Origin of the sequence: Sphingomonas sp. 4RDLI-65 (assembly GCF_049472435.1) — a bacterium.
In the GTDB taxonomy this organism is placed as follows: domain Bacteria; phylum Pseudomonadota; class Alphaproteobacteria; order Sphingomonadales; family Sphingomonadaceae; genus Sphingomonas.
Genome location: NZ_JBCEBT010000003.1, coordinates 485,945 through 512,212, shown reverse-complemented (window position 1 = coordinate 512,212; position 26,268 = coordinate 485,945). Strand labels below are relative to the sequence as shown.

The window sequence follows — 26,268 nt, the reverse complement described above, 5'->3', positions numbered from 1 at the left end:
TCGGGGGAGAGGGAGGGAGACGCGCACTTGCGCGGCGGAAGGGTGAGGGCACGTGCTGGCGTCGCGCGTGCCCTCACCCTCGGCGCTGGCGCGCCTTTCCCTCTCCCCGAGGGAGAGGGTTTAAAACTCACGCGTCGACCGTGATCACCCCACGGCGGATCTGGTCCAACTCGATGCTCTCGTACAACGCCTGGAAATTGCCGTTGCCGAAGCCCTCATTCCCCTTGCGCTGGATGATCTCGAAGAAGATCGGCCCGAACATGTTCTCGGTGAAGATCTGCAGCAGCAGCCCCTCCTCGCCGACATTGCCGTCGATCAGGATCCGGTTGCGGCGCAGGCGTTCGAGATCGTGGCCGTGGTTCGGCACGCGCTTGTCGACCAGCTCGTAATAGGTCTCGATCGTGTCCTGCAGCTTGACGCCGCGTGCGCGCAGCTTTTCGACCGTCTCGAAGATATCGTCGGTGGTCAGCGCCAGATGCTGGATGCCCTCGCCGTTGTAATCCTTGATGAATTCCTCGATCTGGCTCTTGTCGTCCTGGCTCTCGTTGAGCGGGATGCGGATCGCGCGGTCGGGCGCGATCATCGCCTGGCTGAACAGCCCAGTCGCCTTGCCCTTGATGTCGAAATACTTCTGCTCCTCGAAGCCGAAGATCTGGCCGTAGAACTCCGCCCAGGTCCGCATCTGGCCACGCTTCACGTTGTGCGTGAGGTGATCGAGCAGGTCGAGGCCGACATTGTTCTCGGCCTCGGCTTCGGCCGCGCCCGGAACCGCATTCCAGTCGTCGTACAGGCTGCCGGCCGCGCCGTGCTTGTCGACGAGATACAGCAGCGAACCGCCGATCCCTTCGAGCACGTAGCTGCCCTCGCCGAGTGCACCCGAGCTGGCATCCGCCGCCTTGGCACCGCGCGCGAGGGCGGCGTCAAACGCTTCCTTGGCGTCATGAACGCGGAACGCCATGCCGCTCGCCGACGGGCCATGATCCGCGCGGAATGCCGCCGCATGACCGCTTTCCTCGCGGTTGAGCAACAGGTTGATGCGGCCCTGCTTGTAGCGCGTAACGGCCTTGGTCGGGTGGGTCGAGGCGGCGACGAAGCCGAACTGCTCGAACTGCGCGGCCATCCGGTCGGGATCGGGCGAGGTGAACTCGGCGAACTCGAACCCGTCGAGACCCATCGGGTTTACGTCCATATGGTCAGACTGGGGCATATGGTCCATGACTCGATCCTCAAATTGGTATCCGTTGTTACCAATCTGGCGGGTTGAACAACTGGTGTCAATCGTTACGATTTCTCCATGGCTGACCGCGCACTCGTCCTGGACGATTTCATCCCGTATCGCCTGTCGATCACCTCCAACCTCGTCAGCGAAGCGGTGGCGGACACCTACGAAGCGCTGTTCGGCCTGACGATTCCGGAGTGGCGGCTGGTTACCGTGGTCGCAGAGGCCGGCGGGATCACGCAGCAGCAGATCGGCCAGCAGACGCGTATGGACAAGGTCACGGTCAGCCGCGCGGCGATCGCGCTGGTCGAACGCGGGCTGATGCAGCGGCACGCGAATCCCGAGGATCGTCGCTCGCACTTGCTGAAGCTGACGGAAGACGGGCAAACGCTCTACGCGTCGGTCGCGCCGAAAGCGCTCGATCTGGAGCGGCGGATCTTCGCCGGGTTTTCAGCTAAGGAAGTCGAGCAGTTCGTGGCGATGTTGCGACGGATCGACGCGGTGACGATCGACCTCGTTCAGGACTCCCACGGCGGGATCGGCGACCAGAGACCGCGCAGGTAATCGAGCAGCGCGGTGGTCCCCGACGACACCGGCCCGCATGCGTGCACCGCATAAATGCCGACGTCCGCCGACCCGGCAAGTTCCGGCAGGACGCGGACAAGCCGACCGCTCGCGAGATCCGCGCTGACGTCCCAGAGCGAGCGCAGTGCGATGCCGACCCCCGCCAACGTGAGTTCGCGGACGACTTCGCTGGAATTGGTCGAGACGTAGCTGGGGCGGTCGACCGTGACGTCGCCGTCCGGCCCGGCCAGCCGCCATGGCATCTGGCCTTTTGCCGCGAGCAGGCGGTGTTTTGTGAGATCTGCCGCATCGTTTGGCGCAATGCAGCTTGGCGCGGCGCAGAGAACGCGGCGGCTGTCGGCGAGACGATAACCTGTGAGGCTCGGCGGCACCGCAGGCGCGATCCGGATGGCGAGGTCGAGCCGGTCGCCTATGACGTCGGAGAAGCCGTCCGACAGATCGAGGTCGAGTTCGATCGCCGGATGCGCGTCGAGGAACGGCTTCAGGTGCGGCGCGATGTGGAGACGACCGAACGAGGTCGGCGCGCTCACCCGGAGCGGCCCCGCGGGCGTCTCGGCGCGGTCCGACACGCGTGCCTCGGCATCGCGGATCGCGGCAAGGATCCCCACCATGTCGCGGTGATAGGCCGCACCGCGTGCGGTGAGGTCGAGCCGCCGCGTCGTCCGGTTGAGCAACCGCACGCCGAGACGCGCTTCCAGCCGTGCGATCCGTTTCGACACCATCGCCGGCGATATGCCGAGCGATCGCCCCGCCGCGCTGAGGCTGGCAGTGCGGACCACTTCGGCGAAGAGGACGATGTCAGGATCCATTCGTTCTCCAGACGATCAACAGCTTTCGGTTTATGGTGTCTAGTGGCGAAGGTGGCGGACGTCTATCGTGCTGCCAGAGCATAGGAGAGCAGCATGGCCGAGATGATCGAAAAGGCAGGTCTGAAGATCGCCGCATCGCTGGTGGACTTCATCGAAAAGCAGGCGTTGCCGGGGACGGGGCTTGAAGCCGCGGCGTTCTGGCAAGGCGTGTCCGATATCTACGCCAGCTTCGCGCCGGAGAATGCCGCGCTACTCGCAGTCCGCGACGACCTCCAGGCAAGGATCGACGCCTGGCACGAAGCCCGCGCCGGGAAGCCGATCGACCAGCCCGAATATCAGGCGTTCCTGCGCGAGATCGGCTATCTGGTCGACGAGCCCGCCCCGTTCGCGGTCGCCCCGACAAACGTCGATGCGGAGGTCGCCTCGCTCGCCGGCGCGCAACTGGTAGTGCCGATCCTCAACGCCCGCTTCCTGCTCAACGCCGCGAACGCGCGCTGGGGAAGCCTGTACGATGCGCTCTACGGCACCGATGCGATTACTGGCGCGGCGTCCGGCAAGGGCTATGACGCCGCCCGAGGCACGCAGGTCATCGCGTGGGCGAAGGCATTCCTCGACGATGGGGTGCCGCTGGCGAGCGGGTCGTGGACCGACTGGACCGGGGGCACGCCGCAGCTCGCCGAGCCGAGCCAGCTCGTCGGGCACGCAGGCGACAATATCCTGTTGCGTCACAACGGCCTGCACATCGAACTGGTGATCGATTCTCAGCATGCGATCGGTCGCGACGACCCTGCGAACCTCGCCGACGTGGTCCTCGAATCCGCGCTCAGCACGATCGCCGATCTCGAGGATTCGATCGCCGCAGTCGATGCGGAGGACAAGGTGGCCGCCTACGCCAATTGGCTCGGGCTGATGAAGGGCGACCTGACCGCTAGCTTCGACAAGGGCGGCCGCACGGTCACGCGCGCACTCGAACCGGACCGGCAGTACACCGCCCCCGATGGCAGCGCGTTCACGCTCCCCGGCCGCAGCCTGATGTTCGTGCGCAACGTCGGTCATCTGATGACGACGCCCGCCATCCTGCTCGCCGACGGCCAAGAGGCGCCCGAGGGTATCCTCGACGGCATCGTCACGTCGCTGATCGGCTTGCACGACCTGAAGGGCACAGGCCCGATCCGCAACAGCCGCGCGGGCTCGATCTACATCGTCAAGCCGAAGATGCACGGCCCCGACGAAGCCGCCTTCACCAACCAGCTGTTCGACGGAATCGAGGACCTGCTCGGCCTCGCGCGCCACACGATCAAGGTCGGCGTGATGGACGAGGAGCGCCGCACCTCCGCCAACCTCGCCGCCTGCATCGCTGCGGTGAAGGACCGCGTGGTGTTCATCAATACCGGCTTCCTCGATCGCACCGGCGACGAGATGCACACGTCGATGCGGGCCGGGCCGATGATCCGCAAGGGCGAGATGAAGGCCTCGTCGTGGATCAAGGCGTATGAGGATCGCAACGTCCAGATCGGGCTCGCCTGCGGGCTCAGCGGCAAGGCGCAGATCGGCAAGGGCATGTGGGCCGCGCCGGACCGGATGGCGGACATGCTCGAGCAGAAGATCGCGCATCCGATGACCGGCGCGAATACGGCCTGGGTGCCGTCGCCGACCGCCGCGACGCTGCACGCGACGCATTACCACCGTGTCGACGTGTTCGCGCGGCAGGCGGAGCGCAAGGCCGAGCCGATCGCCTCGCTCGATGCGCTGCTGACGATCCCGGTCGCGACCGGGCATAACTGGCAGCCGGACGATGTTCGCGAGGAGCTGGAGAACAACGCGCAAGGCATCCTCGGCTATGTCGTGCGCTGGATCGACCAGGGCGTCGGCTGTTCGAAGGTGCCCGACATCCACGACATCGGCCTGATGGAGGACCGCGCGACGCTGCGGATCAGTTCGCAGCACATGGCGAACTGGCTGCTCCACAGCATAGCCACGCCGGAGCAGGCGGACGCGGCGCTGCGGCGGATGGCGGCGAAGGTCGATGCGCAGAATGCGGGCGATCCGCTGTATCGGCCGATGGCGGGGCACGAGGACGAGAGCCTCGCGTTCCAGGCCGCCCGCGCGCTCGTGTTCGATGGCCTGACGCAGCCGAGCGGCTATACCGAGCCGCTGCTCCACGCGTTCCGCGCGCGGGCAAAGGAGAGGGATGCCGCCTGATGCCACTTTACGCGATCGAGGGAAAACGCCCGACCCTGGCCGACGACGTGTGGGTCGCGCCCTCCGCAGACGTGATCGGCGACGCGCGGCTGGGGGAGGGCGCGAGCGTCTGGTTCGGCGCGGTGATCCGCGCGGACAACACGCCGATCCTCGTCGGCGCGCGGACCAATATCCAGGAGGGGGCGATGCTGCACTCCGATCCGGGCGCGCCTCTGAGCGTGGGCGAGGGGTGCACAATCGGTCATCATGCGATTCTGCATGGGTGCACGATCGGCAGCAACGTGCTGGTCGGAATGGGCGCGACGATCCTCAACCACGCCGTGATCGGCGATAATTGCCTGATCGGCGCGAACGCGCTGGTGACGGAGGGGAAGGTGTTTCCGGCGGGGAGCCTGATCGTCGGCTCGCCGGCCAAGGCGGTGCGGGAGTTGTCGCCGAAAGCGATCGCCGGGCTGAAGATGTCGGCCGCGGGCTATGCAGCCAAGCAGCGAGTCTACGCCGAGGGCCTGAGGCTGGTCGAAGTGTAGAAATCCTCCCCCGCCAGGGGGAGGTGGCTGGCACTTGCCAGTCGGAGGGGGAGGTAGCCGACACGTCGGTTCCGTGTCCTCCCCCTCCGTCGCTTTGCGCCACCTCCCCCTTGCGGGGGAGGATCGTGAAATTTTTAGAAGCTCACGCGGCCACCAAGCGACAGCACGACCGCCGATGCGTTACGCAGAGCACCCGACGTCAGGATATTCGTCTGCGCCAGCGAGCCGACATACGCCGCCGTCACGCGGTCGATCGTGGTGTTCTCGAAGTCGACATATTGCGCGGCTGCGTCGAGCGCGATCCGGCGCGACAATTGGTACGAGCCACCCGCTGCATAGGTCCAGCGATCGGCGTCGGGCACGCGCGCGTCCCGCTGGCCATCCTGCGTCGGCGACTTGGTGCGCTGCACGCCGCCGCGCACGGTCAGCTTCGGCGTGACGTCGTAATCGAGACCGCCGGCCAGGCTCCAGCTGTCCTTGTAGTTCTCCGGGATCGCGGTGTTCAGCGGTGCGCCGAGATCGATCGTGTCGAACTTGTTCCAGCTATAGGCAACGACCTGTGCGTTCAGCGTCAGCTTGTCGGTGCCGCGGAACCGACCGGCGACGATCACTTGGCCCGGCGTATTGAAGCTCGCTTTGGCCCCCGACACGGTCGTGTTCTGCGATGCAAGCGAGCCGACGAGGCCGCTGACGACGAGGTCGCCCTTCAGGTGATGGCGGATGCTCGACTTGTACGTGACGCCGACCGTCGCGAAGTCGTTGTGCAACTGCACGCCCGCGGTCCAGCCAAGATCCCAGCCGTCGCCGCTCAATTCCTGATGCCCGTCAGGCAGCGACGCGAGTAGGTTGGGCAGCGCGTTGCTGAGGCTCGCATCGGTATATTCGACGTTCAGCGCACCACCGACACGCAGCCAGTCGGTCACCACGACGCCAACCGACGGCTGGATGTCGATCGTCCGCAGGCGGGTCTTGTCGGCGCTGTAGCGGGCCCAGCTGTCCGCGTCGTAATTGGTGGTGAAGCTGAACGGCGACGTGACCGCGAGGCCGACGGCGATCCGGTCGGTCAGCGGATAGGCGATCGCGCCCGACGGTACGATGCCCTTGTTGATCGGGTCGCTCGAGTTCGACTGACCGCTGATCGTGGTGCAGGCCTGGCCCGGGCGGCAGATCCGCGTGCCCGTGTCGACGACGTCGCCCTTCGGCAGGATCGCGCTGGCGCTGAGCGTCGCGCTGCCGTCGCGGATGCCGGCGATCGCGGCGGGGTTCCACCACAGCGATTCGGCACCGGTGTCGGCGGCCTCACCGGAGAAGGCACGGCCTGCACCGCGTGCGGACTGCGCCTGGAGATAGAAGGCGTCGGCATAGGCGGTGCTGGCGAAGCCGAAGGCGGACACGAGTGCGGATACCGCGAGGAGCGGAGCTTTGGTACGCATAGTCATGAGGAAGATCCTGAAAGCTTTACTGATTGGTCGGGGAGGTAGCGAAGACTGGGCGGCGCGCCTCAGCGCACGCGCGTCCAGGTCTGCGTCTTGCAGAGCGGGAAGAAGACGCAGCCACGCAGTTTTAGCTGGTTTGCGCCGAGGGGCGTGATCTTGCCGCTATAGGTCTTGCCGTCCTCGGCATTGTAGACCTGCCCGCTGCTCCAGACGCCGTCCTTGTCGGGCTTGAACCCGCTGAGCATCTGCATGCCCTGAATCGGGCGGTTGCGCAGCGCGGTGTTGGCGTTGTTCGCGTCCTTCATCGAAGGATTGGCGCGCAGTGCGTCGGAGGTGAGGATCTTGCCGCAGATCGACGGGCCGCAGCGGGCGATCTCGACGATGGCGTTGTGCGTCTCGGTCTTCCAGCGACCGATCACGGTGTCGGGGGTGGCCGAAGCGCCCGCGAGCATTGCGGCGATAATCAACAGGGACATCTTCTATCCTCTCCTAGTGTCGTTGGGGGCGCCGCATGCGTACGGTCACCGAATTTCTCGTCAGGCCATCGACGTTATCGCGACCCTGTTGCCGTATACGGCAGTTACTGATCCCGACTAGAATTGTACGAAGACAAGTCAAGTCTTCTTACCGATTCCAGCGGGTGAAAAAGTGTTCATGCGGCGCGCGTCGTCACGAAGACGCCGTCATGCCGGGCTCGTTCCGGCATCCACCGTTCCGCACACCCGACGGCATCGAGTTGGCGGAACGGTGGACCCCGGAACCAGTCTGGGGTGACGGAGTGGATGGAGTGAGTGCTGTGCCTCAGTTGCGCAACGGTTTGCCCGTCTGCAGCATATGCACGACCCGAGCCTGGGTCCTCGGATCCTTGACGCTCGCCATGAACGCCGCGCGCTCCAAGTCGAGCAACTCGTCCTCGGTCACGGTGTCGACCAGATCCGCCTCGCCACCCGTCAGCACCTCGGCGAGACGATCCGCGACGACGAGGTCGTAGCCGGTTGCCATGCCCTTCTTGTGGAAGTCCGCCACCGCCATGTTCAGCCCGGTCCGGCCGCTCTCGCCCGCCAGACGGAAGGTCGGCTTCTCCGGCGCGACATAGCCCTCGACCAGCGACAGCGCCTTGGCCTTTGCGTCCGCCAGCAACCGGTCGCGGTTCATCGTGATGCCGTCGTCCTTGCGCAGGATCATCATCTCCTTGGCCTCCGCCGCCGACTTGGCGACCTGCGCGGTGGAGACCGCCTGGAACACCTTGGTCAGCACCGGCATCGGGCCCTTCGGGACCATACCCGACTTGGCCCAGCGGTCGAGCATCTCGCCATTGCCGCCCCAACCGGGGACGAGCCCGACGCCGCATTCGACGAGCCCTGCATAGGTCTCGGCATGCGCCTGCACCGCGTCCGAGTGGAGCAGGATCTCGCACCCGCCGCCGAGCGCGAGCCCGGCCGGCGCGCTGACGACCGGGAAGGGCGCGTATTTGAGCGCCTTGTACGCCTGCTGCCCGCCCGAGACGCTGGCCTCGACCATGTCCCAAAGGCCCGCCCCGACCGCGAACATCGCCGCGCCGAGGTTTGCACCCGCCGAGAAGTTCGACGCTTCGTTATACACCACCAGCGCCCTGAAGCGCTCGCGGACGACCGGAATCGCCTCGTTGATGAGCGCCACGACCTGGTCGTCGAGCGCGTTCATCTTGGTGTGGAATTCGAGCGCCGCGACGCCGTCGCCGACATCCCAGAGCGACGCCGACAGGTTCTGGAGGATCGGCTGCGACCGGAGCTTGATGTCCTCCAGCAGCTCGACGCCGTCCGCGCGGGGGACGTCGGCATAGTCACCGGCGGCGGTGAGATACTGGCGCTGGCCGTTCTCGACGCGGTAGAACGGACGATCACCCGCGGTGGTCAGGATCGCCGGAACGTCGCGACCTTCGTCGGCAAGGCGCGCGGCGAGCACGCCGGGGCCCATCCGGTCGATCAGTTCGAACGGTCCGTATTTCCAGTTATACCCGAGCTTCATCGCGTCATCGATCGCGACGATATCGTCCGCCGCTTCGCCGACGAGCATCGCCGCGTAGGACAGCGTGTTGCCGAGGATCGACCACGCGTAGGTGCCGATCTTGCCGGGCTCCGCGATCAGTCCGGCGAGGTCCTTGCCGGTCTTGCCGGGTAGCTCAGCCGGCTTGGCCTCCGGGCGATACTCACCAGTCGCGAGATCGAGCGACAGCTTCGTGCGGGTCGCCTTGTCGAAGCGGTAGAAGCCTCCCTTGCCCTTGCGGCCGGTGAAGCCCTCCGCGATCATCTTGTCGACCAGCGGCAGCGGGCGGACCGTATCGAAATACGGATCGCCCGCGGGCAGCGTGGAGGAGAGGCTCTTCGAGAGCAGCGGCATCAGGTCGACGCCAACGAGGTCGACTAGACCAAAAATGCCCGTCCTCGGCACGCCCATCGGACGGCCGCCGATCTGGTCGGCCTCCTCGACGGTGAGCCCCTGATCCATCGCCGCGTTGATCGCGATCGCCAGCCAGTAGGTGCCGATGCGGTTGGCGATGAACCCCGGCGTGTCCTTCGCGCGAACGATCCGCTTGCCCATGAAACGATCGACGAAATCCTCGACCTTATCCGCGACCGCAACATCGGTGTGCTCGCCGCGGACGATCTCGACCAGCCGCATGTAGCGCGGCGGATTGAAGAAATGCGTGATGAGGAAGTCGGCCTTGAACTGGTCCGAGCGCCCCTCGACGAGGTTGCCGAGCGGGATGGTCGAGGTGTTCGACGACACCGCGGTGCCGGGACGCTTCAGCGCTTCCAGCTTGGCGTACAGCGCCTGCTTGATGTCGAGCCGCTCGACGATCGCCTCGACGATCCAGTCGCACTCGGCGACGCGGTCGAGGTGATCGTCGATGTTGCCCGTCTCGACCAGCTTGGCCGCCCGCTTCGACATGAAGGGGGCAGGGTCGGTCTTGAGCATTTTCGCGACCGCACCCTTCGCCACTGCGTCACGGTCGTCACCCTCGCGGGGGACGATATCAAGCAACAGCACGGGGATGCCGGCGTTCGCGACCTGTGCCGCAATGCCCGCACCCATGACGCCTGCGCCGATGACGCAGACCTTCTTCACAGCATCGACCATCATGCGCGCTCCAGCACCGTAGCGATGCCCTGACCGCCGCCGATGCACTGGGTGGCGAGCGCATAACGCCCCCCCTCGCGCGACAACAGCGACGCAGCCTTGCCGACGATCCGCGCGCCGGTCGCGCCGAGCGGATGACCGATCGCGATCGCGCCGCCGTCGAGGTTGATCGTCTCGTCCTTCAGCCCGAGGTCGCGGATGCAGGCGATCGCCTGGCTCGCGAACGCCTCGTTGATCTCGACCACGTCGAGGTCGGCGACGGTGATCCCGGCACGCTCCAGCGCCTTCTTCGACGCCCCGATCGGCCCGAGCCCCATCGTCTCCGGCGCACAACCCGACACGCCGATCGACTTGATCCGTGCGAGGATCGTCAGCCCGTGCTTCTTGGCGAACTCCTCCGAGGTGACCAGTACAGCGGACGCACCATCGGTCAGCGGCGAGGACGTACCGGCGGTCACCGAGCCTTCCGCGCTGAACGCGGGCTTCAGCCCGGCGAGCGCTTCGGTCGTGGTGCCGGCGCGGATCGTACCGTCCTGGCTGACCGGGCCAGCCTTGGTCTGGATCGTCACGATCTCGTCGGACAGCCGACCATCGGCGCGCGCGGCGGCGGCCTTGTCCTGGCTCTTCACCGCGAACGCATCCTGCTCGGCGCGCGTGATCTGGTATTGGCGCGCGACGTTCTCGGCGGTCTCGCCCATGCCCATGTACGCGCCGGCGCTCTTCTTCGCGAGCGCGGGGTTGGGGAGGGGGTTGTAGCCGCCCATCGGCACGCGGCTCATCGACTCGAGCCCCGCGCAGATGAACGCCTCGCCCGCGCCGACCGCGATCTGGCCGTAGGCGATGTGGATCGCGCTCATCGACGAGCCGCAGAACCGGTTGACCGTCATGCCGCCGACCGAGATCGGCAGGTCGGCGATCTGCGCGATCAGCTTGGCGACGTTGAGGCCCTGTTCGCCCTCGGGGAACGCGCAGCCGAGGATGATGTCCTCGATCTCGGCGGGATCGACGCCAGTCTTGTCGAGCAACCCGCGAATCGTCTGCGCGGCGAGATCGTCCGGACGGACGCGGGCGAGCTCGCCCTTGCCGGCGAGGTGGAACGGCGAACGGGCGTACCCGGCGATGACGACGTTGGTCACGATGATCCTCTCATATTGCGGTCGACCCGGTTAACGCTTGCGGGTTACCCTTAAGGTGCGATACCTCACCTTTACGTCAAGGTGAAGCGGCCGACAATATGGCTTACGCACACCATCTTATGGAGAGCGAGATGCAGGACACTTCCGGGGGCAAGGCGATCGGCATGCCGTTGCAGGGCGAGCCACGGCTGCTGGGTGACATGCTCGACACGTCGGTGCGCCGGTTCGGGTCGCGCAATGTGCTCGACTTCATGGGTCGGACGCTGACCTATGCCGAGCTCGGCGAGCAGGTCGATCGGGCCGCGAAGGGGCTCCAGGACCTTGGCGTCGTCAAGGGTACACGCGTCGCACTCTGCCTGCCGAATACGCCCTATTACCCGATCCTGTTCTTCGCGATCCTCAAGGCCGGCGGCATCGTCGTCAACGTCAACCCGCTCTATGTCGAACGCGAGCTGGCGCACCTGCTCGAGGATTCGGGCGCGACGATCATCGCCACCTGCGACATTGCCGAGATCCATGCGCGCGTCATCAAGGTCGCCAGGCAGATGGGCGTCAAGCACGTCATAACCTGTCCGATCGCAGGCGCACTGCCGACGGTGAAGTCGATCGCCTACCGCATCTTCAAGCGTGCCGAGATCGGCCACGTCCCCAGCGATGCGCGCCATTGCACGTTCGATTCGCTGTTGAAGGCGAAGGGCGCGCCCGCTCCGGTCGCGGTCTCCCCGAACGAGGTCGCCGTGCTGCAATATACCGGCGGCACCACCGGCGAGCCCAAGGCGGCGATGCTCAGCCACGCGAACCTCGTCGCGAACGCCGATGCGATGGTGATGTTCGTCGGTGGCGAGCAGCCGCACCAGGACCGAGTGCTCGGCGCTTTGCCGTTGTTCCACGTCTTCGCGCTGACGACGGTACTGACCTATTCGATCCGCACCGGCGCGGAGATGATCCTGCTGCCGCGCTTCGAACTGCAGCAGTTGCTCAAGACGATCGACCGCACCAAGCCGAGCTATTTCCCCGCGGTGCCGACGATCTACGCGGCGATCACCACGGCCGCCGAGACGCAGAAGATCGACCTGTCGTCGATCCACGCGTGCATCTCGGGCGGCGCGCCGCTCCCCGCCGAGGTCCGCACCGCGTTCGAGGCCGCGACCGGCGCCAAGCTCGTCGAGGGCTATGGCCTGTCCGAAGCGTCGCCGATCATCACCTGCAATCCGATCGGCGGGCTCAACAAGCCGGGTTCGGCGGGCTTGCCCTTCCCCGGCACGACGATCGAGATCCGCGACCGCGAGGACCCGACCCGGCTGCTCCCGATCGGCGAGAATGGCGAGATTTGCGCACGCGGTCCCCAGATCACGCAAGGCTATTGGCACAAGCCCGCCGCGACCGCCGAGCTGTTCGTGGACGGGGCGCTGCGGACTGGGGACGTCGGCCATCTCGACGAAGACGGCTATCTGTTCATCGTCGACCGGATCAAGGACCTGATCCTCGCCGGCGGCTACAACGTCTATCCGCGCGTGATCGAGGAGGCGCTGTACGAACACCCCGCGGTGCTCGAAGCGGTCGTCATCGGCGTGCCGGACAAATACCGCGGCCAGGCCCCCAAGGCGTTCGTCGTGCTGGCCGAAGGTGCGGTGGCTACCCCGCTCGAACTGCGCGATTTTCTCCGCGACAAGATCAGCAAGATCGAGCTTCCCCGCGAGGTCGAAATCCGCGACACTCTGCCCAAGACGCTGATCGGCAAGCTATCCAAAAAGGAACTTGTCGCTGAAGAAAACGCGAAAGCGGCGTCTGGGGAGAGGGACGTACAGACATGAACGATCGTCAGGACGATCTTACCGGTATCCAGGAAGTGTCGCGGACGCTCGGCGTCAGTGCGCGGACGTTGCGGTTCTACGAGGACAAGGGGCTGATCGAGCCGTGCCGGATCGGCACGACCCGGGTCTATACCCGGCGCGACGTGGCGCGGATGCAGCTGATCCTGCGTGGCAAGCGGCTCGGCTTCACGTTGCGCGATATCGAGGAATTCCTCGATCTGTACGACGCGGATCCGACGCATGTCGAACAGATGCGCGCGCTGGCCGAACGCTGTCGCCAACGGATCGACCTGCTCGACGCGCAACGCGAAGCGATCGTCCAGACCCGCGACGAGCTCGAAAAGATCGAGCAGGAAGCGTTGGCGCGGATCCCCGCCGCGACCGTGTAACGCGAGCCCGCCGGGACGGCGTAACGTGAGCCTCTCCGGGGCGGACGCCTTCGCGCTTCGGCACAGCGAATTAAAACTGTAGCGTGGCGGTCATGCGACTGTCTCGCGATGCCCATAGGCGCAGCTCCGGGAGTGACGATCGATCGATCTCGCTAGGGGTTTTACAGTATGACGATGTTTTCACGGACGACCGCGCGGCTGCTGGGCACCGCGGTCGGGATCGCCACAATTGCCGTCTTGCCGATCGCCGCGTCGGCGCAATCGCTGGTCGCGACCGACCCTGCCGAACCGGTCGGCAGCGCGCAGCCGGCTGCCGCGCCCGGACAGGACGACACGATCGTCGTCACCGGCGCCGCCACGCGCTCCGTGACCCAGGTCAGCGGCGTCGACATGCAGAAGATCCTGCCCGGCGTGAGCCCGTTGAAGGCGCTCCAGACGCTGCCCGGCGTCACGTTCCTGACCGCCGATCCCTGGGGCAATAACGAGCAGAACATCTCGCTGTTCGTCCACGGCTTCAACGCGCAGCAGCTCGGCTACACGCTCGACGGCCTGCCGCTCGGCGACCAGAATTACGGCAATTACAACGGCCTGTCGCCGCAACGTGCGATCATCTCGGAGAACGTCTCGCGGGTCACGCTGGCCAGCGGCGCAGGCGATCTCGGCACCGCGTCGACCAGCAATCTCGGCGGGACGATCGACACCTTCTCGAGCGACCCGCGCAAGGATCTCGGCGTCCAGGTCGATCAGACGCTGGGCAGCCACTCCACCTCGCGGCTGTTCGCGCGGATCGACAGCGGGACGTTCGGCAACGGCAACAGCTTCTATGTGTCCGGCTCGCGCCAGAAGGCCAAGGCGTGGGATTTCAACGGTATCCAGGGCGGCTATCAGGCCAATGCGAAGTTCGTCCACGACGACTCGAACGGCAAGCTGACGCTCTATGCCGCCTATTCGGACAAGACCGAGCCCAACGAGGACTCGACCGTCATCACCACCGCGACGCAGGCGACCGCACCCTATGTCCGGCCCTTCGTCTATCCCAATTTCAACGAGATGCTGACCTATCTGAATTCGGGCGCGTACAAGGCGGACGGGTCCAACTATCGCAATTACTACGGCGTCGCGGCGCGCACCGACTATCTCGGCTACGTCAAATACGACTGGAACGTCAGCGACCGGGTGACCTTCTCGAACCAGGCCTATTACCATCATAACGACGGTGTCGGCGTCATCGGTGGCCCGATCGACGTCGCTGGCCTGCCCAAATTGTTCTCGTTCTATTATCCCGGCCAGAACCTGACGTCGGTGTTCGGCGGCTCCGGCCTCGCCACGCGCACCACCGAATACCGCATCGATCGCGGTGGCCTGGTATCGAGCGTCGGCATCGACCTCGGCGCGCATCACATCGAGTTCGGGGCCTGGTACGAGCGTCAGAGCTCGTCCGCCTATCGCCGCTGGTACGCGTTCCCGGTCAATGCTCCGACCACGCCCTATCAGCGTCCGCACGACACGCTGACGCCGCTGATCACGCAATATCACAGCGAAGTCCGCGTCGACGAATACCAGGCGCATATCCAGGATAGCTGGAAGCTGCTGCCGACGCTGGCGATCCAGGGCGGCGTCAAGAGTACGTTCCAGAACGCATCGCAGCGCGTGCCGACGCAGCCGATCCCGGGCTCGTTCACCGGCTCGGTCGCGCTGCCGGTCGGCAGAATCGACACACACGAATACTTCCTGCCGCAACTGGGTGCGCTGTGGGACGTGACCGACGACGAGCAGGTGTTCGTCAACGTGCAGAAGAACATTCGCCAGTTCCAGACCAGCGCCGCGGCCGGCCTGTCGCCGTTCGCGCTCGGCAGCCAAGCGGCGTTCGACCTGTTCAAGCAGGATGTCGAGCCCGAGACGAGCTGGACCTACGAGGCTGGACTACGCTCGCACCACGCGCTGAACCTCGGCCCGCTCACCGGGTTCGACGGCCAGATCAGCGTCTATCACGTCGATTTCAGCAACCGCCTGCTCGGCATCAGCCCGACGCCGGTGGTGACCGCGGTCGTCAGCGGCGCGGCGATCCTCCAGAATGTCGGCGCGGTGAAGACCGACGGGTTCGATGTCGCCGGCACGTTCCGGTTCGGCTCGCACTTCTCGTTCTACGACGCGCTGTCATACAACAACTCGCGCTACGAGGAGAATTACATCAGCGGCACGAGCACGGTCGCGACGGCGGGCAAGAAGGTGCCGGGCAGCCCCGATTGGCTCAACAAGTTCACCGCGTCGGCCAATTACGACATCTTCGACGCGCAACTGGTCGGGGATTATATCGGCAAGCGGTTCGCAACCTACACCAACGATCTGTCGGTGCCGGCCTACTTCACGCTGTCGGGCCGGATCGCGGCAAAGGTACCGTTGTCGGCAGGGCAGATCGTCCGCACCGCCACGGTCAGCCTCAACGTCACCAACATCACCAACAAGCGCGCCGCCTCGACGCTGAGCATCGGCGCGGCGAGCGGCACCTTCAACCAGTTCCCGGTGGCACCTCGCCAGGTGTTCGGGACGATCAGCGTCGGGTTCTGAGCTTCAGCATATCATCGTACCTCCCCGGCGAAGGCCGGGGCCCAATTGGAGGACGTCGCCGACGAAGTACGGCGCTCCGTTACTGCGGCCTTTCCAATTGGGCCCCGGCCTTCGCCGGGGGGCTTTTCCGATACGCGGTAACGCGCCGCCTCTTAGAAGTCCTTGCGCAGCAGCAGCCCGGCATAGCGCTTGTCGTCGCGCGGCACGAACCGCACCGTACCGGCAAACGTGCCTGCGGTGAGGAACGACGAATAGGACGTGTTCGTCAGGTTCTTCACATACGCGCGCAGCTGCCACCCGGACGTATCGCTCAGCACCGCGACGCTCGCGTTCCAGATCGCATAGGACGGCTGGACCGTGCTCGGCGTCTCGGCGAGCGAATATTGTACCTTGCTGCTGAACGTCACGTCGGTCTGCAGCTCGAGCGCCAGCGTGTCGGTCAGCCCGAACTTGTACGCCGCATTCTCATACAGCTTGATCTTCGGCGCGTAGGGGAGGGGCTGGCCGTTGATGTTGCAGCTCGTCGGCGCGCCGGTCGGGCAGAGGAAGTTGCGTACCGTTGCGTCGGTATAGGCGGCGGAGATGTCGAGCGTCAGGCCTTTGGTCGGGCGCAGCGTCACGTCCGCCTCGACCCCGCGCGAGCGGACCGACCCGGCGTTGATCAGCCGGCTGACCTGCGCACCCGCGACGACGTCGTTGAAGCTCGCCTGATAGCCATCGAAGTTGGTCGTGAACGCCGCCAGGCTGTAGCTCAGCGCGCGGTTCGCGGTGCTGCCCTTCAGCCCGACCTCGTAGGAATTGGACGTCTCCGGGCTCAGCGGCACTTCGTCGAGCGGCGTCGTTGCGTTGAGCGAACGCATGTTGAAATACACGTTGTACGCTGGGCCCTTATAGCCGTGCGAATAGGTGAAATAGGTCTGCGCATGCTCGCCCAGATCGTACTGAAGCCCAAGCCGGTAGCTGTCGCCGCGCTTGTCGATCCCGCCGGTCGTGTTGTGATAGGCGCGGACGCCGGGCCGATCGAGCGCCGCCGCGCCGGTGTTGAGCGGGTCCGCGGTCGACGTGCGGACGTGATAATAATCCAGGCTGTCCCACGTCGAGCGGTAACCGGCGATGCCGCGGAATTTCGGCGTGAAATTGACGTTCGCCTCGCCGAACAGCGCGTAATTGTCGTTGGTGATGCCGTAGTTCGCGACGCCCGTCGTCGTGGTCTGCGCGCCGCCGGCGGCGAGCGAAGTCAACGTGCGCTGGTACTGCTCGTCGGTCGTCGCGTGCAGGTAATAGGCGCCGACGACGTAATCGATTAGCCCGCCCTTGGGCGACGTCAGCCGCAGTTCCTCGGAGAATTGCTTGGTATTCACGCTGCCCGCATCCTGCCCCGACGGGAAGACGGTCGAGAGCGCGGCGACGCTGTCGTAATCCTGGCGCTGGTTGTTGAGCCATTGCCGCCAGCCGGTGATCGAGGTGACGTGATAATCGCCGAGCGCGAGTTCGCCGGTGAACGACCCGCCGTAATTCTCGTCCTTCACGTCGGTGATCGTGTTGTTGTTGGTCCGGCGATTGCTCGGCCCCGCAACGATCCCGCTTGCGCCGAGAGCGGCGGCGAGGTCGGGCGAATTGGTGACGACACCGGTCGGATACGCCGTGCGGCTGGTAGCCGCATAGACGCTGGTCGGTGTCGTATCGTGCGAGTTGAGATAATCGCCGATGATCGTGAACTTCAGGTCGTCGCTGGGTGTCACGACCAGCTTGCCGCGCGCGCCGGAGCGCCGGTAGCCGTTGACGTCCCGGTTGCGCGCGACGTTGCGGACGTTGCCCTTATAGTCGTCGTACAGGCCGCCGATCAGGGCTTGCACCTTGCCGGGCACGAGCGCGCCTGAAATGCCGGCCTTGAGCCGGTATTCCTCGTCCGAGGTAACGCCGGCCTCGCCGAACGCGCGGAATTCGTCGGTCGGGCTGCGGGTCACGATGTTGACTACGCCCGCCGAGGCGTTCTTGCCGAACAGCGTGCCCTGCGGTCCGCGCAACACCTCGATCCGCTCGACTTCGCCGAGATCGAGCGTCGACTGGCCGGGGCGGGTCAGGACGACGCCGTCGAGCACGGTTGATACCGAGGGCTCGACGCCGGGCGAAGTCGTGATCGTGCCGACGCCGCGGATGAAGATCGTGCGATCCTTGTTCGACGCGCCGCTGCGGAAGCCGACCGAGGGGATGGTCGCGGCGATGTTCTCGACGGTGTTCAACTGGCGTTCGGCGAGCGACTGGCCGCTGACCGCGGTGATCGCGATCGGCACCGACTGGAGCGTCTCGTTGCGGTAGCGCGCGGTGACGATCACCTCGTCGCTCTGTGGTGCGGCGGGCGCGGCAGCCGGCGCGGGCGTTTCCTGTGCAAACGCCGGGGTGGCGAGTGCGGTGCTGGCGAGAAGCGCAAGGCTGAGGCGCTGGGTACGTGGGTCGAACATGGTTTCCCTCCCGAAATGATAGCGTCTTTTAATTCCCATTCGTGCGATGGGTATAAAGAATGGCATGCAGGCGCGTCGTGTCAGCTTTAGCGTGCCTCGACCGGTCGCAGCACCGGCAGCAGCAGCTGGATCCAGCCGACCGCGAGCAGGTACGAGACGCTCGCGAACAGGAATAGCGGGAGATATCCGAGCCCTGCGGTGAGCACGAGCCCCGCGACCTTGGCGATCACCATGCCCCCGACATTGCCGCTGAACGATCCGAATGCGGTCACGCGGCCGAGCTTATCCTGTGGCACGACATCGGCGATCAGCGCGAAGAGATTGGTCGAGAACGCCTGATGTGCGGCGAGCGTGAGCGCCATCAATCCGATCGTAAGCGCGTAATTGCCCGCATACAGCACCAGCGGGATCGGCAGGACACAGAGCGCGGCGACCAGCAATATGCCTTTGCGCACCGCGTTGACGCTGTAGCCGAGGCTCAGCAACCGCGTCGAAACACCGCCGCCGAGCAGCGATCCGACCGCCGCGCCGCCATAGGCGATCGCGAGCGGCACGCCGAGCGCGACGCCGGTCAGGCCGTATTGGCGGTGGAAGAAGTCAGGCAGCCAGAACAGCAGCAGCCACCACGTCGCGTCCGACAGAATTTTCGCGCCCGCGACTGCCCAGGTCTGGCGGTTGCGCAGGATCGGGCCGTACTCGGTCGGTGGAGCGGCGTCCGTCTCGACCGGACTTGGTGGGGAGAACGTCACGCGGCGCGTCGCGATCAGCCAGACCGCGGCCCAGACAAGCCCGAGCGCCCCCGCCGCGACGAACGTCCCGCGCCAGCCGACCAGTGACGCGACGCCGGGGATCGCAAGCGGCGCCAGGATCGCGCCGATGCTGTTCGCGGCATTGGTCGCGCCGAACCCGCTCGACCGCCAGTTCTTGGGCAGCACCGACGCGATCGTCTTGATTCCCGTCGGCGTCCCCATCGCTTCGGTCGCGCCGAGGCTGACGCGGATCATCACGAACTCGGTCATCGACCGCGCCCAGCCATGCGCCATCGCCGCGATGCTCCACGCCGCGACGCCGATCGGATTCGCCCATTTGACGCCGAGCTTGTCGACGATCCACCCGGTGAACAGAAACGCGAACGCCGCGCCCCCCTGGAACCACGCGGCGAGCGTGCCATAATCGTCGTCGCTCCAGCCGAGATCGGCAGCGATCGTCGGCTTGAGGACCGAGATGATCTGGCGGTCGACGAGATTGAGGATGCCGGCGGTGACGACGAGCGCGAACAACAGGGCGCGTGCGCGTGCGCTGAGTTGCGCGACGGTCTTGGTAGGCTTGGTCATAGCGGACGAGCATGAACGAGCGGAGGGGAGAGGCTAGCCAGTTTCTCTTCGCGGACGCGGTTATTTGATTGCAGGGAGTGGGCAGGCCCGCGCTCGCTCCTCGGATTTGTTCGGCGGTATCCCGCTCGAGCAAGCAAGTGTGTTTCCCCGCGAAGGCGGGGATCCAGACTGGGCTCCCGCCTTCGCGGGAGAACAAGGAGGGAAAGGGCCACCCCAACCCATCACCACCCCGGCGAAGGCCGGGGCCCAATTGGAGAGGCTGCAGTAACGAAGCGCGGCCCTCAGTTAGCGATGTTCCCCAATTGGGCCCCGGCCTTCGCCGGGGTGGCGTTATTTACCGGGTAAGCCCGCGATCAAATAACCAAAGGCCCATGCTCGATCAGCGGCAACACATGCCGTGCGAACAAATCCGCCTCCGCCGCATGCGGATACCCAGAAAGAATAAACGCATCGATCCCCTCGGCCCGGTACGCGTTCAGTTTCGCCAGCACCTGATCCGGATCGCCGACGATCGCCGCCCCGCACCCCGACCGAGCCCGCCCGATCCCGGTCCAGAGATTAGCCTCCGCATAGCCGTCGTCCGACCCCTCGCGCAGTTCGGCCTGGCGTCGCACGCCAGCCGACTGCGAATCCAGCGACCGCTCCCGGATCGCGCGACCCTCGGCATCGTCGAGCTTCGAGAGTAGCCGGTCGGCGGCAGTGCGGGCTTCGGCCTCAGTCTCGCGGACGACGACATGCACGCGGTAGCCGAACTTAAGCGTGCGGCCATGCTTCGCCGCCCGTGATCGCAGATCCGCGATGATCGCGCGCACCGCGTCCATCGTGTCCGGCCACATCAGATACACGTCGGCATTGGTCGCCGCCGCATCGCGCGCAGCCTCCGACAGCCCGCCGAAATACAGCGCCGGGCATGCCCCCGACACCGTCGTCACCCGAGGCGGATCGACCTTCAGCTTCCAGAAATCCCCATCATGATCGAGCGGCTTGCCGTCGAGCAACGTCCGCAGGATATGCATCGCCTCGACCGTGCGCGCATAGCGCGGCGCGCTCTCCAGCTTTTCGCCCGGCAGGTCGCTCGAGATGATGTTGATCGCCAGCCGCCCGCCGAGCATCCGGTCGATCGTCGCAATCTGGCGTGCCAACTGCGGCGGCCAGCTCTCGCCGATCCGCACCGCCATCAGCAACCGCAGCCGTTTCAGCATCGGCGCGATCCCCGCGGCGAACGCGGTCGTGTCGATCCCCAGCGCATAGCCCGACGGCAGCAGGATGTTGTCGTAGCCCGCGGTCTCCGCCTGCATCACGATGTCGCGGCAATGCTCCCAGCTCGACTTCAGCGCCGCGTCGGGCACGCCGAGAAACTCGTAATCGTCGTCGCACAGCGCGGAAAACCAGCTAATCTCGCAGGGGGGCAAGCTCGACACCGGGTCACTCATGGCAAATTCTCACCCATCCCGGCCTGCAACACGCCGTACCATTCGGCCCACGTCCACTCGACCTTGTACGCTTCAGCCGAAGCCGCGATCCGCGCTGGAGTCTGCGACCCCACGATCGGAATGATTCGCGCCGGATGCGCCATGATCCAGGCGAGCGTCGCCGTTGCCGCATCGACGCCGTAGCGCGCGCCGTGCTCGGCCAGCAGCTTGGCCGCGGGGTGATCGCCTTGCGCCAGCCGACCGCCACCGAGCGGCGACCACGCCATCACCGCGACGTCGTGCCGCATCGCCTGGTCCAGCGTCCCGTCGAACAGCGGCGCGGTCCGCAACGGTGAGAACTCCGGCTGCGTGCTGACGATCGGCTGGCCGAGGAACGCCTGCAACGCGTCGAACTCGTGCACGCTGTAATTCGACACGCCGATGCTGCGGATCTTGCCCGTGTCGACCATCCGCGTCAGCGTCTCGGCCACTTCGTGCGGATGCGTCAGGAAATCGCGGCGGTGGATCTGGTAAAGGTCGACCTGCTCGACCCCGATCCGCGTCAGCGACGCGTCGAGCGCATCGGCAAGATACGTCGCGCTCGAATTATACGGGATGCCGGGCCGGATGCCCGCCTTGGTCGCGATCACCATCTGCGCACGTAATGACCGGTCTTCGGCCAGCGCACGCCCGAACAGTTCCTCCGCCGAGCCGAACCCGGCGGGCACGTCGCAGCCATAGATGTCGGCGGTGTCGAAGAAGTTGATCCCGGCCGACAGCGCGGCTTCGATCATCGCGTGGACCGGCCCGGTATCTGGTGCAGTCTCTCCGGCCAGCCGCCACATGCCCCAGGCTATCGGTGAAACAAGGATTTCGCTCTTGCCGAGCGGGCGGAGGTCGTTGGAAAGGCGGATCGTCGTCATGCAGGCGGCCATGGCATAGGGAATGACAGCTTGGTAGCCACGATCAGATACGGCGTCGTCGGAACGGGCATGATGGGCGTCGAACACATCCGGAACCTGGCGATTCTGCCGAGCGCGGAGATCGTCGCGATCGCCGATCCGGTCGCGACCTCGATCGACTGGGCGACCGAGGCGTTGGGCGACAGTGCCGCTGGCGTCGCACGGTTCGATTCGGTCGAGGCGTTCGCGAAGGGCGCCGATGTCGACGCCATCGTCATCGCCTCGCCCAACAACACGCACCGCGACGTGCTGGAGCGGCTGTTCGACATGGACGCCGCGATCCTCTGCGAGAAGCCGCTGGCGACGACGATGGAGGACGCGCGCTGGATCGTCGAACGCGCCGCGTCCCATGTGAAACCGTTCTGGACCGGCATGGAGTACCGCTTCATGCCCCCCGCCGCGGCATTCATCGAGCAGGTAAAAGGCGGCCGCGTCGGCCGACTCCAGATGCTCTCGATCCGCGAACACCGCTTCCCGTTCCTCCCCAAGGTCGGCGACTGGAACCGCTTTTCGCGCAACACCGGCGGCACGATGGTCGAGAAATGCTGCCATTTCTTCGATCTGATGCGGCTGATCGTCGGGTCCGAAGCGGTCCGCGTCTATTGCTCGGGCGCGATGGACGTGAACCATCTCGACGAACGCTATGACGGCCAGCGCCCCGACATCATCGACAACAGCTACACCACCGTCGATTTCGCCAACGGCGTCCGGGCGATGCTCGACCTCAGCATGTTCGCCGACGGTGCGGAGAACCAGGAGGAGATGTCCGCCACCGGCGACGCCGCGCGCCTTGACGTGCTGATCCCGGCAGGTGAGCTGGTCTACTCCCCCCGCGTCGGCTTCCTGAACCCGAAGGCCGTCGAACGCAGCCACGTCGCGGTCGATCCCGCTGCCAAAGCCGCCGGCTCGCATGAGGGAGCGACCTACTACCAGCACGCCGCGTTTGCCGCAGCGGTCCGTGGCGAAGGTCCGGTCCAGGTTACCGCCGAAGACGGCCTGCGCGCGGTCGCGATCGGCACCGCGGCCGAGATCAGCGCGCGCGAACACCGCGTGGTGACGCTGGCCGAGCTGGGGCTCTAACGGCGTTTCCGGATGGGTGGGCCGGTAACGAGCTAGCCGCCAGATCCAGCCGCTACGGGATCAGGGACGAGATCGCCCGGTGTCGCGAGCGGCGGAAACAGGATCGGTACATCGCCCGGCTGCCAGGGAGCCGGGCGTAGCATGACGCGCGCGAACGGCGCCGATTCCAGATGCCGCGCGAGCCATGCCTGCAGCGCGGGGAACGGCAGTGCGTCGAAATAGGATCGGTCGGTCTCCGCGAACTGGCGGACGAACGGCATGATCGCGAGATCGGTCATCGACTCCGCCGCGCTGCCCGCCGCGTCTCCAAGTGCGCCGCCAAGCTTGCCATCGCGGCCCAGCGCCGCGTCGAGCCGCTTCAGGATTTCCGTCGCGATATCGCGGTGGTGATGTCCGTCCACCCCGTAGCGATCGGCGTATTTGTATCGGTCCAGATGATGCTTGAACGCGCCGTCATTGACCGAGACGAGCGCCGCGGCGGTCTCGTTCGGCCACAGCGCGCGATCGGCTGGCGGGAGCGTCCAGCGCATGATCTCCAGGCTCTGATCGATCACCGTTCCGTCGGGCAGCACGAGCACCGGGACGGTGCCCTTGGGCGATGCCTCGAGCATCGCGGCCGGCTTGTCACGCAAGCTGACTTCGCGCATCGCGACGCGGACGCCGTTCGCCAGAACCGCGAGACGCGCGCGCATCGCATAGGGGCATCGACGGAAACTGTAGAGGATCGGCAGCATCGGGCCGCGTATACCGCGATGCTGCGCTTGGGTCGCGTGGTCTTGTCGACCGTGATCTGCGCCCGATACCGAGCGCGGATCACGGTCGAGAGGCCTCAGAACCGATAGCCGATCGTCGCCTGCACGGTGCGGCGGTTGCCGTACCAGCACCAGCCGTAATTGGCGAAGCACGACGTCAGATACTTCTTGTCGAACACGTTGGTCGCGTTGACGCCGAGATTGACGTTGGCAAACCGCGGGCTGACCTTGCCCAGGTCATAGCGCAGCAATGCGTCGAACACGGTGTAGGCAGGCGTATAGCGCGCGATGCCGTCCGCATAGAAATCGGCATATGTCTTGTCGACATGGCGGACCGCGCCACCGATCGCAAAACCCGACGCTGGCCCTTCGGTGGGTGCCCATTCCAGGTTCGCCGAGATGCCGCCGCGCCCGACCGTCGCGAGCGGCAGACCGATATTGGCGGGGACGACGTCCTCGACCTTCTTCACGCGCTGGCGGCTATAGGCGAGCTTGGCGTTGAAGCCGTAAGGCAGCGGGGCGCTCGCCTCGACCTCGATACCCTGCGACCGCACCTTGCCGACCTGGTCCGAGGTGAAATCGGGATAGGACACGACGACGTTGGTCTGTTCGATCCGGAACCAGGCGGCAGTGACGAGAATGGGCGTGCCGGGCGGCTGGTATTTCGCGCCGACCTCGACCTGCTTGCCGAGCGACGGCTGCGCCAGATCGCCGCTGCGAAGCCTTGCATTCTGCGGCTCGAACGAGGTCGAATAGCTCGCATAGGGCGCCAGGCCGAACGGCAGCAAATACAGCGCACCGGCACGCCAGGTGAACTTGTCGTTCTTTTGCGACGCTGTGCCCTGGGCCTGACGCGCCCAGTCCTGCCGCCCGCTCAGCGTCACGCGCAGCCCGCCGACCGAAATCTGGTCCTGCGCATAGATTCCCTGCTGGCGCTGCCGGACGTTGGCCGAGGCGACGTCCGCGAAACTGCCGTCGAGGGCATAGCCCTGGACCTCGTACGGAGTCTGCGGCGTGGCCATCGTGCCGTAGACCGGGTCGAACACGTCGATCGATGTCGCACCACCGAACGCCGAGAGCCCGGCCGAGTGCGCGACCTGTCGATCGACGCCGAACAGGAGGCTGTGCGTCAACGGCCCGGTCACGATCTTGCCCGTCAGCTGGTTGTCGAAGGTCCAGTTGTTGAGCTGCTCGCGAGTCGAATAGGAGTAGCGGGTATAGACCGTCGGCGCGGCCGCGAGCGGATCGACCGCGGCGCCTGCGGTATAGACTATGCCCATCCGGCTGCCGACATACTGGTAGCGGCCGGATGAGCGCAGCGCCCAGCCGTCGCCGAAATCGTGATTGAAGATGTAGGTCAGCGCGGCCTGTTCGCGGCTGAAGAAGTCGCCCGGTTCGCCGCCGTAGAACTTGCTCGAGATCTTGCCGGCCGGGTTGTCGATCAGCGTGCCGAGCGCCGGGAACACGCCGTAATTGCCGTTGAACGGATCGTGCGAATAGGCCCCGAGCAGCGTGAAGCTGGTGCTGCTGCCCGCGCCGGCGGTCACCGCGGCGGAGATCGTCTGGCGTTCGCGCTTGCCCTGGCCCTGCGTCTGCTGGTCGTCGGCACCGTTGGTGCTGCCATACACTCGCCACAGCACGCCCTCGCCCGCGCGCCCGCCGATATCGGCATCGACGCGGTACAGGTCGTAGCTGCCATAGGTCCCGCTGACCGCACCGTAGAGATCCCGGTCGAGTGGCAGCTTGCTGGCTTCGGCGACCAAGCCGCCGGGGCTAGACTGACCGTACAGCACCGAGGCGGGTCCCTTGACGATCTCGATGCGGTCGAGCCGCGACACGTCGACCTGCGGCACCGCATAGCCGGTGGCGCTGCCGAACTGCTTCAGGCCGTCGAGATAGACCGGAGCGTCGAAGCCACGCAGCTTGAACTGGTCATAAACCTCGGCACTCGCGCCGCGCGTTTCCGGCGTGACGCCGGCGACGAAGCGCAGCGCCTGGTTTAGGTTCTGCAACCCCAGACCGGCGATATCCTCAGGGGTGATAACGGTGATCGACTGCGGGGTCTCGGCGAGCGGAGTCGCCGTCTTGGTGCCCGACGACGCCTGGTTGCGTGGGTGTTGGCCGTTGACGACGATTACGTTCGCATCGACACTGGGGGCCGTCGTTTGCGCATAGCTTGGCGCGGCGGTGAATGCGGAGCCCAGTAGGAAGGCGATGCCGAAACGACGACGTGTCATGATGTACCCTTTACGTTATGACGCCTCCGCTAATGTTTATGCGAACTATTATCAACACGAACCGGCGTCGGTTTTCATTTTAAGCCTTGCACCTGCGGCAATCGCGCAACACCTGTGACGGACTGAATCGCGCACGTGACGAACTGAGGCAGGGCAATGACGGGAATGGGAATCGCAGCAGGTATCGCGACCGGAAGAGACGCCGCGTGGTTCGACAGGCATAC

At 65.8% G+C, this 26,268-nt stretch carries 19 protein-coding genes; 7 read left to right on the top strand and 12 right to left on the bottom strand.

Annotated features, from left to right (window positions below):
• Positions 1-127 precede the first annotated feature (127 nt).
• Positions 128-1,216 (bottom strand): 4-hydroxyphenylpyruvate dioxygenase, encoded by a 1,089-nt coding sequence (hppD, locus tag VH567_RS10555; RefSeq protein ID WP_423325815.1) that lies wholly within the window; start codon positions 1,214-1,216, stop codon positions 128-130.
• A 78-nt stretch (positions 1,217-1,294) separates the two neighbouring features.
• On the opposite strand from hppD, the gene VH567_RS10550 reads away from it, so the two are divergent.
• Positions 1,295-1,783 (top strand): MarR family winged helix-turn-helix transcriptional regulator, encoded by a 489-nt coding sequence (locus VH567_RS10550; RefSeq protein WP_423325813.1) that lies wholly within the window; start codon positions 1,295-1,297, stop codon positions 1,781-1,783.
• Here VH567_RS10550 and VH567_RS10545 read toward each other — a convergent pair.
• Positions 1,738-2,613, bottom strand: coding sequence for a LysR family transcriptional regulator (locus VH567_RS10545; protein ID WP_423325811.1), 876 nt, complete (start codon positions 2,611-2,613; stop codon positions 1,738-1,740). The genes VH567_RS10550 and VH567_RS10545 overlap by 46 nt on opposite strands.
• A 102-nt stretch (positions 2,614-2,715) precedes the next feature.
• Here VH567_RS10545 and VH567_RS10540 point away from each other — a divergent pair, with 102 nt between their 5' ends.
• Both VH567_RS10540 and VH567_RS10535 read left to right on the top strand, forming a co-directional pair.
• Entirely contained in the window at positions 2,716-4,815 is a 2,100-nt protein-coding gene (locus VH567_RS10540; RefSeq protein WP_423325902.1) for a malate synthase G, read from the top strand.
• Positions 4,815-5,342 carry a gamma carbonic anhydrase family protein gene (locus VH567_RS10535; RefSeq protein ID WP_423325809.1) on the top strand — a complete coding sequence of 176 codons (528 nt, stop codon included), beginning with the start codon at positions 4,815-4,817 and terminating at the stop codon, positions 5,340-5,342. Before VH567_RS10540 ends, VH567_RS10535 begins: the two co-directional genes overlap by 1 nt.
• Positions 5,343-5,476: 134 nt before the next feature.
• Here VH567_RS10535 and VH567_RS10530 read toward each other — a convergent pair whose 3' ends face one another.
• From VH567_RS10530 to VH567_RS10515, 4 genes are all read right to left on the bottom strand, one after another.
• Entirely contained in the window at positions 5,477-6,781 is a 1,305-nt protein-coding gene (locus VH567_RS10530) for an OmpP1/FadL family transporter (RefSeq protein WP_423325807.1), read from the bottom strand.
• Positions 6,782-6,843: 62 nt separating this feature from the next.
• A complete protein-coding gene (locus VH567_RS10525; RefSeq protein ID WP_423325805.1) occupies positions 6,844-7,254 on the bottom strand; it encodes a DUF2147 domain-containing protein in 411 nt (136 codons plus the stop codon).
• 325 nt (positions 7,255-7,579) lie between these two features.
• Entirely contained in the window at positions 7,580-9,898 is a 2,319-nt protein-coding gene (locus VH567_RS10520) for a 3-hydroxyacyl-CoA dehydrogenase NAD-binding domain-containing protein (RefSeq protein ID WP_423325901.1), read from the bottom strand.
• Positions 9,898-11,034 (bottom strand): thiolase family protein, encoded by a 1,137-nt coding sequence (locus VH567_RS10515; protein ID WP_423325803.1) that lies wholly within the window; start codon positions 11,032-11,034, stop codon positions 9,898-9,900. Before VH567_RS10515 ends, VH567_RS10520 begins: the two co-directional genes overlap by 1 nt.
• Before the next feature lie 131 nt (positions 11,035-11,165).
• Here VH567_RS10515 and VH567_RS10510 point away from each other — a divergent pair, with 131 nt between their 5' ends.
• The 3 genes from VH567_RS10510 (at position 11,166) to VH567_RS10500 (ending at position 15,805) form a co-directional block, all read left to right on the top strand.
• On the top strand, positions 11,166-12,848 hold the full coding sequence (locus VH567_RS10510; protein WP_423325801.1) for a long-chain-fatty-acid--CoA ligase: 1,683 nt from the start codon (positions 11,166-11,168) through the stop codon (positions 12,846-12,848).
• A complete protein-coding gene (locus VH567_RS10505; protein ID WP_423325799.1) occupies positions 12,845-13,237 on the top strand; it encodes a MerR family transcriptional regulator in 393 nt (130 codons plus the stop codon). The genes VH567_RS10510 and VH567_RS10505 overlap by 4 nt, the downstream gene beginning before the upstream one ends.
• A 168-nt stretch (positions 13,238-13,405) precedes the next feature.
• Positions 13,406-15,805 (top strand): TonB-dependent receptor domain-containing protein, encoded by a 2,400-nt coding sequence (locus tag VH567_RS10500; protein WP_423325797.1) that lies wholly within the window; start codon positions 13,406-13,408, stop codon positions 15,803-15,805.
• Positions 15,806-15,957: 152 nt separating this feature from the next.
• Here VH567_RS10500 and VH567_RS10495 read toward each other — a convergent pair whose 3' ends face one another.
• From VH567_RS10495 to VH567_RS10480, 4 genes are all read right to left on the bottom strand, one after another.
• A complete protein-coding gene (locus VH567_RS10495) occupies positions 15,958-18,267 on the bottom strand; it encodes a TonB-dependent receptor (RefSeq protein WP_423325795.1) in 2,310 nt (769 codons plus the stop codon).
• A gap of 86 nt (positions 18,268-18,353) precedes the next feature.
• Positions 18,354-19,601 (bottom strand): MFS transporter, encoded by a 1,248-nt coding sequence (locus tag VH567_RS10490; RefSeq protein ID WP_423325793.1) that lies wholly within the window; start codon positions 19,599-19,601, stop codon positions 18,354-18,356.
• A gap of 353 nt (positions 19,602-19,954) precedes the next feature.
• Entirely contained in the window at positions 19,955-21,034 is a 1,080-nt protein-coding gene (locus tag VH567_RS10485) for an LLM class flavin-dependent oxidoreductase (RefSeq protein WP_423325791.1), read from the bottom strand.
• Entirely contained in the window at positions 21,031-21,936 is a 906-nt protein-coding gene (locus tag VH567_RS10480; RefSeq protein ID WP_423325789.1) for an aldo/keto reductase, read from the bottom strand. The genes VH567_RS10485 and VH567_RS10480 overlap by 4 nt, the downstream gene beginning before the upstream one ends.
• A 30-nt stretch (positions 21,937-21,966) precedes the next feature.
• On the opposite strand from VH567_RS10480, the gene VH567_RS10475 reads away from it, so the two are divergent.
• Positions 21,967-23,055, top strand: coding sequence for a Gfo/Idh/MocA family protein (locus tag VH567_RS10475; RefSeq protein ID WP_423325787.1), 1,089 nt, complete (start codon positions 21,967-21,969; stop codon positions 23,053-23,055).
• Between the two features lie 32 nt (positions 23,056-23,087).
• Here VH567_RS10475 and VH567_RS10470 read toward each other — a convergent pair whose 3' ends face one another.
• Positions 23,088-23,789, bottom strand: a complete 702-nt coding sequence (locus VH567_RS10470; RefSeq protein ID WP_423325785.1) for a glutathione S-transferase — start codon at positions 23,787-23,789, stop codon at positions 23,088-23,090.
• Positions 23,790-23,884: 95 nt separating this feature from the next.
• Entirely contained in the window at positions 23,885-26,044 is a 2,160-nt protein-coding gene (locus VH567_RS10465) for a TonB-dependent siderophore receptor (RefSeq protein WP_423325783.1), read from the bottom strand.
• Between the last annotated feature and the right edge of the window lie 224 nt (positions 26,045-26,268).